Source organism: Microcoleus sp. T3_D1 (assembly GCF_036700405.1).
Taxonomy (GTDB): Bacteria; Cyanobacteriota; Cyanobacteriia; order Cyanobacteriales; family Microcoleaceae; genus Microcoleus.
On the sequence record NZ_JAUBOV010000028.1, the window covers coordinates 70,572 to 81,740 of the forward strand.

The window sequence follows — 11,169 nt, forward strand, 5'->3', positions numbered from 1 at the left end:
GCTAACGGAAAATTCGACAGGGAATGCCTCATTTTGCTGCTAGCAGCGGGTCTAGCTGACCTAGAGCATCGAGTTTGTGCATTTCGTCGCAGCCGCCTATGTGTTGGTCGTTAATGAATATTTGTGGCAGGGTGCGGCCTCCGTTGGCTCGATCGCTCATTTGAGCCCGTGCTGCTTCATCTCCGTCGATCGCGTACTCTGTAAAATCAACCCCTTTTCGTTTCAGCAGTGCTTTGGCACGAATGCAAAACGGGCAGGTTCTCCAAGTGTAAATTTCTACTTTAGGGGTCATGGGACGCTCAAGCAATAACAATATTTTTTAATTGTAATCTTAACCATAGTGCGGACTGTTTTTAGTTCCTAGGCTGAAACCCTCGATTTTTCGTTGGTAGCCAACTTGCCTAGGAGCGTTGAAACCCTTATTCTACGGTTGGATATCAAAAACTGTGCGAAGCATTTATCTTAACCAATCTTATTTTAATTTTTATATTTTAATTTTTATTATATATAGCAACATATAGCAACCTTATCTGTTGCACCGGAGGTTATTCATTGCTAAAACCCTTGCCGGGAAGTGCATTTGCCTTCTTCCTGGTTTTTACCCTTACTGAAGTCGCTATAGCTTTCTTCCTTCAACATCCGGCTCTATTTGCAGCGCACAAGCTAGGTGTCAAGTTATTTTTTATATAAATTTAAGTAAACAAATACTCACGCTTAAAAAAACGGAGACATTTTGAAGGCAAACAGGTTGGTCATCAGCCTGCCTAGCGCTGCGGACCAACCTGCTTGTTTCGCTTTCTGCACGAACCGATCATTCCTGCACCTATCAGTAGGACTGCGATCGCAGTACCGGGTTCAGGAATAGCAGTTGGTGGTGGGGCTGTCCCTCCTCCGCTTGTGTATATTTGGGACAAACTCGGCTCGGTCGTCACTTCCGGGTCTGGTTGCGTTGGTGTTGATGCCTGCCTGGGGGGTGGTGATGCCTGGCCGGGGACACAGGCACTAGAATAATTAAAAGGCCCACACACATCTACTTTTGCTGAAGCCGGAGGGGCGGCAGCTAGATAGTAAAACGCTGTTGCCATTGTGGCAGAGAGTCCAATTGCTAGTTTTGCCAGTGGCGTACACATAACTATTTAGTTAAACAGTGGTAAAATCGAAAAATAGAAATAGTCCTAGAGATTAGCGCTGTACGACGGGCAAGGATTTTGGAGTTCTTACAATAAATGGATGTATTCTCTGACCGACGTCTGTAAAAGATAGTATAGCGCTTGAGGTGAGTGCCCAAACACTTTCATAATAATATTATTCTCTTTCACCTTTACGTCGCGTACCGTGGTTGGGCCAGAGTGAAGCAACATCTTTTTGCAACCTCTGAACCAACAGCCCTTACAGCCATTAACAAAGAGTGTTTTGACCTTGACCGCGGCCTCCGGAAATTATTTATTTAACCGATCGCAAAATAGAGCTGCTGTATTGTACTTTGCCATGCACAATCTGACTACTCTTTTATCATCTCATAGTCCGACTAGATCTGTCCTCAGTATATGTACGTATATTCCCCCATGTCAACTATTCAAAAGGAATATTTAAGTGTTTACCGAGGGTAGAGGGCGTATTGAATGAGCTGAGCTAATCGGTCGCGGAGAGTTTCCATCCCCAAACCTTTGGCCGCCGAAATAAATACTGCTTGAGGAAATTCTTCTCGCGCCAGGGCGAGAGTCTCTCCATCCACGGCATCGATTTTGTTAAAAACTACAAGGGCTGGCCCGGGAGTTACGGGCATATCTGTCAAAATATTCATCACCGATCGAATTTGGCTCTGCCACGCGGGATGGGAGAGATCGACGAGGTGCAGCAAAGCATCGGCGTCAGTGACTTCTTCGAGGGTAGCCCGGAAAGCGTCGATCAAGGCGGGAGGCAGTTCGCGAATAAAGCCCACTGTATCTGTGAGGACGATCGACAGGGGTTCCCCGGTGACGCCGGGAATGGTCAACCGTCGAGTTGTGGGGTCGAGGGTGGCAAATAACTGGTCGGCGGCATAGACTTCGGAATTTGTGAGCAGGTTGAGCAGAGTAGATTTACCGGCGTTGGTGTAGCCAACGATCGCCACTGACGGTACCTCGTGATGATGCCGATTCTGCCGCAGCCGGAAGCGGTGCGCCAGCAGTTGATTTACTTCTTGCTGCAATCGAGAAATGCGTTTGGCGATCGTCCGCCGTTCGGTTTCTAGTTTGGTTTCCCCAGGGCCTCTGGTACCGATGCCGCCACCCTGTCTCGACATTGCCTGACCGCGACCTCTGAGCCGGGGCAGGGCATACTCTAGCTGAGCTAGTTCGACTTGCAATTTACCCTCGCTCGATCGAGCTCTTTGGGCGAAGATGTCAAGAATTACTTCCGTGCGATCGACTACGCGGATACCTATCTGAGTTTCCAAGTTCCGTATTTGTGCGGAGGTCAGGTCGCGATCGAATACCACGAGGTTAGCGCTAACCGTCTGAGCGGCGAGGGAAATTTCCTGAACTTTGCCTTCGCCGACAACTGTCTGCGGATTGGGGCGCGAGCGTTTTTGGCGCACTGTTTGCAGTACCTTGCCCCCGGCGCTTTCAACCAGCCGTGTGATTTCTGCCAGGCCGTCCTCAAACTCCAACTGAGTCATGTGCTGAGTCATTACACCTACCAACAGCACTTTGTCTTGGTCTGCATCGACCTCCCCCGCGACAAACTCTGCTTCAAACTCTGCTTCGAGTCCTTCCACCAAATCCAGAAAGTCTTGGTCGGCGAGTTCGTCCAAATTCAACGGTTCTGATATTTTCCAGGGAAAGTGTGGAGTTTTGATTAGTGACTTTTGAATTGAAGGCTCTTCTATTTCATCAGTTGAATCTGGTTCTAACTGAGCGCTCAAAACAGAGAACTCAAAATTTGGCCGATCTCCCTGGGGTATCAGGTGAGCGAGATAAGCTTCTTGGATGTAACCAGTCGCACCGCCGCCGCGGCGCTGAAATCCTCCCCCCGTCAGTGTCAGCCAAACCAGGGCATCCAGGCGCTGAATTGCCATTGCTGTGAGGGCTGCTTCGCTTGGGGTTTCTGGCTTTAGGTGGGTGGCGATGCAGCGAATGCCGCTGAGGCGACCTCCCCCGTAGCGGGGCAGTTCTAGGGGCGCAATCTGCGTTTGGCGGGGTGTACCCACGCCGACGCGAATTACTTGTCCGCGGCGGTTGATGTAGGTGCAGATTGGTTTGTCTATTTCCGTGCTGATGGCTGCGACGCGCTGGGCGAATTCTGCAGTGGTGATGCGATCGCCCGGTAGTCGCTGGTGGTAAAGCTTTTCGAGTTGCTTGAGCTGGCTGGACTTTAAACCTTGAAGATTGCCGTAGATGGTTTCGATAACTGTTTCTCCCGATCGATCTGTTTATCTCTTATTTTAGTTAACTCAAGGACGATCGTGTTCGGGTTTTAAGTTCCAATTTAGTAAATTTTTTTGCCTCTATCAGAGCGCGGCTTCAGTATTGTCGAGTCACCAGCGCCGTTGTTTGCCGCTACGGGGCGATCGGGCTTTTCACAGCAGCAATCTCAACTTCTAGTTTTATTTAGTATCTACAGATACAGGCGATCGCTGAAAAATCTCGCGCAACAAAAGTTAACACTTTATTTTTTGTTTCTAAATCCTCCTTTAGACTTGTCTGTATCTTGGGCCTAGAGACAGATAGCAAAGCAGAAATTAGGTCGCTACCATGAGAAGCGAACATTGTTAAGGAATGTAAAAACATGGAAACTCGTCCTACTAACCTGCCTCCTACGGCTAATGCTTACAACGGCAAAGATCGGAATGCCTTTTTGTTTGGCTTCAACCCGCAAGCAGAACTTTGGAACGGTCGCTTAGCGATGATCGGTTTCTTAGCTTATTTGCTCTGGGATGCTGCTGGATATAGCGTTCTGCGCGACATTCTCCACTTTCTGCCTACCTACATTGCTCAGTAATGACGAGCAGTCTATCCTGTCTGGCAGCGTGAGAAAATGCCACCACTGCCAGACAGGCTAAAAGTTACAAATGGCAGCGAGTATGGTTTTGTCCCTTTGTATCTTTCGTTACTTTTGAATGGCATTAAAAGACTTCTTGCCGTGATTCGATGATTATGGGTGGGGGCGCTGTCGCTGGCGCGGTGAATATTAATAGCAACAGATATTTATTGCGTAAAGGCGATCGCCCCTGCTGTATTTTTGGCAAGAAATCTCATCGAGCATTTCTGATAATTTATGAAAAATAGGAGCATCAACGATGATTAACTCAAATTTACTGGCAGTAGTAGCATCGACTGTGACTGACACAGCATCAGGAGATTGGCAAAAGCCTCTGGTGATGTTTGTTTGCAATATCTTAGCATTGCTAGTTCTCAGCCGCCGAATTTGGTATCCCCACGTCGGGCCGAAAATGCCTTTGCCATTCCCGTCTTTGTTCAACAATGTTAGCGTACCGGCATTTTTGGCTTGCATGAGCGCAGGTCATTTGCTAGGAGTATTGACGATTTTGTCGCTGAGTACCGGCAAGGCTATCTAGTAGCAATTGCTCCTCTTTTGTGGCGATTTCTTGCTGCAATGGGTTTGTTAAAAAGCGGACAAAAAATGGCTGGGGTAAGTGAAAAGCACTCACCCCTAATTTTAATTTTATATAGGGAGTGGCGCAGAAATCGGTTTTTTTACCCTCCACATTAGATCAGCTTACTATGCTGAAACCCTTCAAATTTGACTGCAAAGCCTTCACCTTGGGGAGCCGCACACATTAACCCAACTTGAACGATTGGTGACTCAGTTAGATATGCCAGTCGCATCATTGAATAGTCTGACCCATTCAACGAGTATTGCACTTCCACCGTTTCAGCTCGGCGCTTTACCCGCAGCCACAGGGAAACAGGCGGCACTTCAAGCGGAATAACAGACCAATCGGAATAGTCTCGTGTCACAACCGCACTCACGTTTTGCACTCCCTCAACAAACTCAATACCGCACTTGAGCCAGATATTTTCGCTCTCTCGAATCATCAATCCTGCTTGATCGTAGAGCGATCGATAGCAACCAGTAATTTTGACTTCGGCTGTAAAGTCGCCTGATACTTGACTGTAGTAAAAGTTGCCGTTATCGCGAATGAATCCGTAATGAGTGTGCCGCCAAAAGTCAGTCTTTGCGTCGGCGGTAATGTGGATAACATCGTTATCCTCATGCCATTGTAAAGGTTCGTTGTACCATTGCATTGTTTGCATCTCCTGCTAACTTCCTCCAATTCCGTGCAGTACCAAGTCGGCCAAAAAATGAGATAACATAGCGTATTCTAATCCCCAACGCCAGTAAAGAAAACCAAAGGGAATCCCTAAGACGGCATTGAGTGTAATGGTGCGGAGAATGACGATCGGGGTTAATGCCCAGACATTGGCAGCCGCGGGCAAATGACCCACACCAAACAATATTGCAGCCGCCACAATTGCCAGCCAAAAAATCAATGTAGAGGGTTGCGGTTTGTCTCGCTCAAAAATCTTCCAAAGTAGCCACGCAATCAATGTCATACCGAACAGTCGCAGCAAGAGTTCTTCGGTGATGCCTCCGTAGAGTGAAGCTAAGATGCGTTTCCAGAGATCAATTTCTAGCGTTGTTGGAGTTGCCATTGGCGGCATCCAAGGTTGGAAAGCTAAACTCAATCCAATCAGGACGATTCCACCGATGCAGCCTACAATTAGCGCCGTGTTAAGGGCAGATTTAGATATTGGCGCGAAAGGCTGTCGATATACCAAAGCACGAGCTATGGGCGTATCAAGTCCGATCGAGTTACCGAGGCGCAGTCCAATCCAACAAAATAGAATTAGAAAAATTCCGGTTTGCAGGGCGGAGGCGATCGCCACAACAGGTAGCGGTGCAGGCAATTGACTTACTGCCGGATTGAGAGACAGGGCATAAGGGAACACCGCCAAGCTTCCCAAACTACCCAGAAACGCCCAGAACAATGCCAATCGGAAGTAATGATTTTTTGCAGTGTTAGCAGACATAATTCTTGAGAAAAAAACGAATCAATTACACTAAATCAGTCTTGAATATTTGAAACATTAAAGATCGATCGCATTTATGCAACTTGTCTCAGGCGGAATATAGCCTCGGCTAAGGTGCTAAAAAAGCTGGGAATGACGCAGGAAGGTAGCCAAAAACAGCGTGTTTTTCACCGAGGGCAGTTTGAAGAGCTCGAACTTTACAGTTTAGTTAAGGAGCACAAGTGTTGAGTCTTGTTACCAAACTTTACTTCATTGCCGATATTCCTCCTACACCCCCTAAATTTATCCGGTAAAAATCAGTTTCTCTTTCCCAGTTTGAGGATAGTGTTTATCTAGTAGATTTTTCGGTGGGCGATGTATTATTTATTATCTTAGCATTTCATATTTACCAAAGTTGCTGTGCAAAGCTTCAAGACGCTTGGCTTCTGCTGCTTGATGGAGCAAATCAGTTTCAATTTCTTGGGTGTTAGCATGATAGTAGGTGAGTGCGGCGTAGACTTCGGCGAGGGTGAGATGTCGGATGCGATCGCAAATCTCTTGAGCATTCTATCCTCGCTTGTACCAGGTTACGATGCGGACGGTAACGCCTTTACCGACGATGTGGGGACATCCACCATGCAGTCGGGGAGGGCGTGTAATGAGCGTACCAATGTCAATAGATACTGCTGTGGTCATAAATTTTATAATTTTAACTATGCTGATAATAGATGAAAACCCTATAGAGGCGCACTGGCTATGAACTGGAAAGCACACATTCACTCAAATCCTAAAATTCTGCTTGGCAAGCCTGTAATTAAGGGGACACGAATATCAGTGGAGTTCGTTCTAGGGTTATTTTCAGAAGGTTGGACGCAGCAACAAATTCTAGAAAACTACCCAACACTTAATGCTGAATCTTTACAAGCTGTGTTTGCTTTCGCGGCGGAGTGCCTCAAAGAAGACGTATTTTACACGCCTTTACTGTTTGCTGAGGCAAGTTAATGCGGTTTCTGGCAAATGAAAATTTTCCACTCCTCAGTGTACGAATTCTACGGCAAGCGCAGCTTGAAGTCGCTTCTGTTACCGAGGATTCTCCAGGTATTGAGGATTCCGAGGTTCTGGCTCGTGCAGCGGATGAGGAACGGGTGATTTTGACGTTCGATCGCGATTACGGCGAACTTATTTATCGCTTGCGGCTGCGATCGCCAAGAGGTGTCATTTATTTGCGGTTTCGTCCTCACACACCGGAAGAACCAGCATCAATATTGTTAAATTTATTACAGACCGAAGGATTGCAATTTGAGGAACGGTTTACAGTGGTGGATCGCGATCAAATTCGTCAACGCCCCCTACCGTAGTTATTGCCGGAAGCAAGTAGTTGTGTGGATTGAGGCAGGCTTTGGGTGACGATATTACAGAGTATTAAGCTTGAAGTGGCGATCGAGGAATTATATCGCGGTGTGAGTTTCGATCGATTGAGCAACGGGTAATTTTGACGTTCGATCGCAAGGTGCCAAATATTATATCCCTTGCTGCTTCTGGACCCACCGCTTCCAGGCCGCCTCTGATGCTTCTCTCACAACTAAGCTCAAATCACACTGATACAAGGCTGAACACGATAGAAAATTAATCTCTAGAACGTAAGCCAAATTACCAGAACAACAAAGATCTAGAACCCAAATTGGGTCAGGCTGCCATTGTTGTTGCGCCACCGCTTCTGCTACTTGTCGCACAATCTCAGGCATTCCGGATTGATAGTAAGGTTTCTCAATCTGCCGATATTGAGAAGCACACAAGATTTGCCCTTGGGCAATAATCACTCGCCATTCTGCTTCAATGGACTGTTCCGGTGCAACCACCACCAAAATGTTCGGGTCTTCGAGGTAATGGCGTTTCATAAAACTGTCTAAGTCCGTCACTTCTCTAGGAGAATACAGACTACCTGCAAAAGGTTTAAGTGGACTGTTGGGACGGATAAACAAACGTTTACTCTGCTCAAGATTGAAAAGTAATTTAGGCTTTTCAACCACAGAGGAAGACAACTCTGATAGTGGCAAAATATAACCCCCTGCATTCAACAGCCAAGGTTTAAGATGAGGATAATAGGCTGTGCAATGATAATGTTCAATAGTCCCGATAATTCCTGGTGTCCAAGACAAATCCCAAGTGAGAATCTGTTCAGCTATATAGAGTGACCCATAGAAGATGACACACTCTGTTTGGGGAAAGAAGCGTTGATAGTCTGTTATGCCTCTGGTATAGTCAACAATCTTAACATTGTGTCCTTGCTTGCGAATCTCCGTTGCAAGTGGAGCCATAGAGCAGCCAAATACACCATCTTCTAGAATCCAGCTAACCATCTAGCTACCCTCGCCCAAGTCATATGCCAGATTAATTTATTATTGTAGCGCAAATTTCGACTAAAAACCAGGAGCGATCGCCCACACCAGTCTTGTTATCATTAAAATCAATGGCTGCAAAAGGAAGCTTAGACACTGACAGGTGAATGCCATGCAAGCCAAACTTCAACAACAACTTTCTCCTGCTGATGCCGAAGTCATTTTGAGACGTTTGCCAGAACGAATTCAAGGGGCTCCGATCGCGCGTGCTGCGGAAATTGAATATCCGATCGCAGTTTCGATCGAAATGGCGATCGCCAATTTTCTCGACACAGAAGCATTAGGTTTCGTAGATTGCAAACCAGGACGCGGGCAGTAAAACCGAGAAGAGGTGTCAAAGTTTAGGATATACTTCGTTAACGCACCCTACAAGAGAAGCGATCTATCTCTCTACCTCACGTTAAGCTAGAAACAGACAACAGAGAGCCAACCTACGCAAAAGGTTAATATCAATGGTTGCGATCGCCCAAAAAACCCTTTCCTTCGAGGAATTTCTCAACAGGGATGACGACTCCGGCAGGTCATTTGAGCTAGTCAATGGAGTTGCCATGCCCTTGGGTGAACCCACAGCCAAACATGAGGATGTCGCCGATGGTTTATGTCGTCTCTTGGTAGATCATTGCCAATCCTTGAACCTTCCCTACGTTCCTCGACAAAGTAAACAAGTCAGATTGAACGCTGCCCCGGGCGAAAGTGAATCGAGTCGTAAAGCCGACATTGTGGTGTTTGCCAAGGAAGAATGGGTCAGAATGCGTCAAAGTTCTGCCTCTGCTGCTGCCTATATTCCACCTCCCTTGGCGATCGAAGTTGTCAGTACGAATTGGCGGGATGATTACCGCATCAAATTGAATGAATATGAAACTTTAGGAATCATCGAGTATTGGATCGTTGATTATGCAGGGTTGGGAGGCGTTCAGTATATTGGTTCTCCAAAACAGTCTACGGTGACTATCAACCGTTTAATCGATGGTGAATATCAGGCACTGCGATATCAAGGAGAAGCCATTATTGTTTCTCCAACTTTTCCTCAGTTGGTATTAACCATCGCTCAAATTCTTGCCATGACAGAAGTTTAGTGTTTCTAACTTATCTGTAAGGTACTCAGTATTGCCAAAAAATTATTAAGGTACGATATACGCTATCAAGCTGATATTATCTAAAATTTTCGTCAAGAGGAGAAACTATGCGATCGCATATCCAGTATACTTTCGGACTTCCGGTGGATGGAAAGCCAGAACAATGTGGTCTTTGGGCACACCAGCCGCGACGAGTTCAACGGTGATACCGTCTTCAATGCCATCATAGTGAATCCAAATTTTGTCTCCGATAATTTGGACATGGGTGACGCAACCGTGAACGCGCTTTTTACGATCCCAACCTTCATTGAAGAGTAAAAAATGAGTGCGATCGGCATCAATGATGACATATTGCTGAATGTCGCCATGACTATAAGAGATAGCAGCATGATCTTTAAGAATTTTCTCAATTGTATCTTGATAAAATTTTAGTCTATCCATTGAACAATCTCCTCTGTTTCTGAATCAAAAATAATTAGGTTAATGCTCTTTTTACGAAGTACCATTTGACATATCTCTTCTGAGAAAAAACCGGCAAATACGGTTTGGGCTATCGCTAGGTAAAGGACTCGTTCTGGATCTTCATCCTCCATAATCAGATAATACAAATCGTATTGACCGAGTGCCTTTTCTAACTCGCTTACAAGTGATGGATCGAGAAAGCTTTTGATTTCTACGGCAATTTTGCGCCCTTGCTTCTCGGCTGCGAAGAGCTTTTTTGCGCCCAAATCAACGTAGACTGAACGTCCGCCAACTCTGAGCTTGAAAGGATCGTTAGTAATTGTCCAACCGTCTTTGATGAGGGCGGTGCAGACAGTATCGTGATAAAAGTCTTTGGCAGGCATAGGGGCTGTTATGTTTATCTATCATATACCACATAAGTTCCGCAGAGGTTACGCGATCGCATATCCAGTATACTCTCGGACTTCGGGTGGATGGAAAGCAAGAACAATGTGGTCTTTGGGTATCCCAGAGGCGACGAGTTCATCAGTGATGCCGTCTTCAATGCCATCATAATGAATCCAGATTTTGTCATTGCGAATTTCGGCGTGAACCACAGTACCATGAACTCGCAGATGATTTTCCCAACCTTCATGTATCAGCATAAAATGGTTGCGATCGCGGCTGACCACCACATAGGTAATCACATCCCCATAAGTATAAGGAATATCCGCATAGTATTGGAGAATTTTCTCCAACGTCTCACGCCATTCGTCTACGGGTTGATTTGCGGTTGCCATTGGATAATCTCCTCCGTGTTTGGGTCAAAAACTATCAGGCGAAAACCTGGTTCTTCTAGCAGCAATTGCCCAGCTTCTTCTTTAAACAACGTTTCAAAGGTGTTGCGATTAACAGCTAGGTATAGACGACGCTCTGGCTCTCGTCTTTGCAGCGTTCTGGCGTACATAAAGAACTGCCCCCAAGCATTTTCGAGGTCATTAATGGGCGAAGGGCCCAGAAAGCTTTTGATCTCGATCGCAATTTTTTCAGACCCTCGTTCAGCCGCAATTAGTTTCTGGGCACCCAAATCGACAAAGACCGAGCGGCCCCCAATTTTTAGAATCAGTGGGTCATGAGTGATTGTCCAGCCATCTTTGATGAGCAGGGTAAGAGCATCTCAATTAGGCTTGACACAAGGACTCAGAAGAATCTAATGTAGGGTCAAGAAAACAAGAAAAG

General features: G+C 46.2%; 19 protein-coding genes. 9 read left to right on the forward strand and 10 right to left on the reverse strand.

Annotation, left to right across the window (positions count from 1 at the left end):
* Positions 1-28: 28 nt before the first annotated feature.
* From grxC to hflX, 3 genes are all read right to left on the reverse strand, one after another.
* A complete protein-coding gene (grxC, locus tag QT992_RS14890; RefSeq protein WP_333106127.1) occupies positions 29-292 on the reverse strand; it encodes a glutaredoxin 3 in 264 nt (87 codons plus the stop codon).
* A gap of 472 nt (positions 293-764) precedes the next feature.
* Complete coding sequence (locus QT992_RS14895) at positions 765-1,130, reverse strand: PEP-CTERM sorting domain-containing protein (RefSeq protein WP_333321427.1); 366 nt, start codon at positions 1,128-1,130, stop codon at positions 765-767.
* A gap of 467 nt (positions 1,131-1,597) precedes the next feature.
* Positions 1,598-3,190, reverse strand: coding sequence for a GTPase HflX (gene hflX / locus QT992_RS14900; protein WP_333342673.1), 1,593 nt, complete (start codon positions 3,188-3,190; stop codon positions 1,598-1,600).
* A 291-nt stretch (positions 3,191-3,481) separates the two neighbouring features.
* On the opposite strand from hflX, the gene QT992_RS14905 reads away from it, so the two are divergent.
* From QT992_RS14905 to QT992_RS14915, 3 genes are all read left to right on the forward strand, one after another.
* Positions 3,482-3,700, forward strand: a complete 219-nt coding sequence (locus QT992_RS14905; protein WP_333342676.1) for a hypothetical protein — start codon at positions 3,482-3,484, stop codon at positions 3,698-3,700.
* Positions 3,701-3,768: 68 nt separating this feature from the next.
* Positions 3,769-3,981, forward strand: coding sequence for a chlorophyll a/b-binding protein (locus QT992_RS14910; protein ID WP_333041855.1), 213 nt, complete (start codon positions 3,769-3,771; stop codon positions 3,979-3,981).
* Between the two features lie 298 nt (positions 3,982-4,279).
* Complete coding sequence (locus QT992_RS14915) at positions 4,280-4,558, forward strand: Photosystem I reaction center subunit PsaK (protein ID WP_333321423.1); 279 nt, start codon at positions 4,280-4,282, stop codon at positions 4,556-4,558.
* Between the two features lie 151 nt (positions 4,559-4,709).
* Here the strand turns inward: QT992_RS14915 and QT992_RS14920 are convergent, their stop codons facing one another.
* Together QT992_RS14920 and QT992_RS14925 are read right to left on the reverse strand one after the other, a co-directional pair.
* Positions 4,710-5,258: a DUF1349 domain-containing protein gene (locus QT992_RS14920; RefSeq protein WP_333342680.1), complete on the reverse strand. Its 549-nt coding sequence runs from the start codon at positions 5,256-5,258 to the stop codon at positions 4,710-4,712.
* Between the two features lie 6 nt (positions 5,259-5,264).
* Positions 5,265-6,035, reverse strand: a complete 771-nt coding sequence (locus QT992_RS14925) for a CPBP family intramembrane glutamic endopeptidase (protein WP_333342683.1) — start codon at positions 6,033-6,035, stop codon at positions 5,265-5,267.
* 45 nt (positions 6,036-6,080) lie between these two features.
* Here QT992_RS14925 and QT992_RS33615 point away from each other — a divergent pair, with 45 nt between their 5' ends.
* From QT992_RS33615 to QT992_RS14940, 4 genes are all read left to right on the forward strand, one after another.
* Positions 6,081-6,263 (forward strand): GNAT family N-acetyltransferase, encoded by a 183-nt coding sequence (locus tag QT992_RS33615; RefSeq protein WP_445305392.1) that lies wholly within the window; start codon positions 6,081-6,083, stop codon positions 6,261-6,263.
* 243 nt (positions 6,264-6,506) lie between these two features.
* Positions 6,507-6,746, forward strand: coding sequence for a hypothetical protein (locus tag QT992_RS14930; protein ID WP_333342686.1), 240 nt, complete (start codon positions 6,507-6,509; stop codon positions 6,744-6,746).
* A 24-nt stretch (positions 6,747-6,770) separates the two neighbouring features.
* Positions 6,771-7,016, forward strand: a complete 246-nt coding sequence (locus tag QT992_RS14935; RefSeq protein ID WP_333154900.1) for a DUF433 domain-containing protein — start codon at positions 6,771-6,773, stop codon at positions 7,014-7,016.
* Entirely contained in the window at positions 7,016-7,372 is a 357-nt protein-coding gene (locus tag QT992_RS14940) for a DUF5615 family PIN-like protein (protein WP_333342689.1), read from the forward strand. The genes QT992_RS14935 and QT992_RS14940 overlap by 1 nt, the downstream gene beginning before the upstream one ends.
* 162 nt (positions 7,373-7,534) lie before the next feature.
* Here QT992_RS14940 and QT992_RS14945 read toward each other — a convergent pair whose 3' ends face one another.
* Positions 7,535-8,374, reverse strand: a complete 840-nt coding sequence (locus QT992_RS14945; RefSeq protein ID WP_333342691.1) for an ATP-grasp domain-containing protein — start codon at positions 8,372-8,374, stop codon at positions 7,535-7,537.
* Positions 8,375-8,525: 151 nt separating this feature from the next.
* Here QT992_RS14945 and QT992_RS14950 point away from each other — a divergent pair, with 151 nt between their 5' ends.
* Positions 8,526-8,732, forward strand: a complete 207-nt coding sequence (locus QT992_RS14950; protein ID WP_333342694.1) for a hypothetical protein — start codon at positions 8,526-8,528, stop codon at positions 8,730-8,732.
* Between the two features lie 133 nt (positions 8,733-8,865).
* Entirely contained in the window at positions 8,866-9,489 is a 624-nt protein-coding gene (locus tag QT992_RS14955; RefSeq protein WP_333321408.1) for a Uma2 family endonuclease, read from the forward strand.
* A 105-nt stretch (positions 9,490-9,594) separates the two neighbouring features.
* On the opposite strand, the gene QT992_RS14960 is transcribed toward QT992_RS14955, so the two are convergent.
* From QT992_RS14960 to QT992_RS14975, 4 genes are read right to left on the reverse strand one after another with little or no spacing between them, the layout of a single operon-like run.
* Positions 9,595-9,930, reverse strand: coding sequence for a XisI protein (locus tag QT992_RS14960; protein ID WP_333161559.1), 336 nt, complete (start codon positions 9,928-9,930; stop codon positions 9,595-9,597).
* Complete coding sequence (locus tag QT992_RS14965) at positions 9,918-10,334, reverse strand: element excision factor XisH family protein (protein WP_333227949.1); 417 nt, start codon at positions 10,332-10,334, stop codon at positions 9,918-9,920. Before QT992_RS14965 ends, QT992_RS14960 begins: the two co-directional genes overlap by 13 nt.
* Positions 10,335-10,382: 48 nt before the next feature.
* Entirely contained in the window at positions 10,383-10,730 is a 348-nt protein-coding gene (locus QT992_RS14970) for a XisI protein (protein WP_333321404.1), read from the reverse strand.
* A complete protein-coding gene (locus tag QT992_RS14975) occupies positions 10,706-11,095 on the reverse strand; it encodes an element excision factor XisH family protein (RefSeq protein ID WP_333342698.1) in 390 nt (129 codons plus the stop codon). The genes QT992_RS14970 and QT992_RS14975 overlap by 25 nt, the downstream gene beginning before the upstream one ends.
* Positions 11,096-11,169 lie beyond the last annotated feature (74 nt).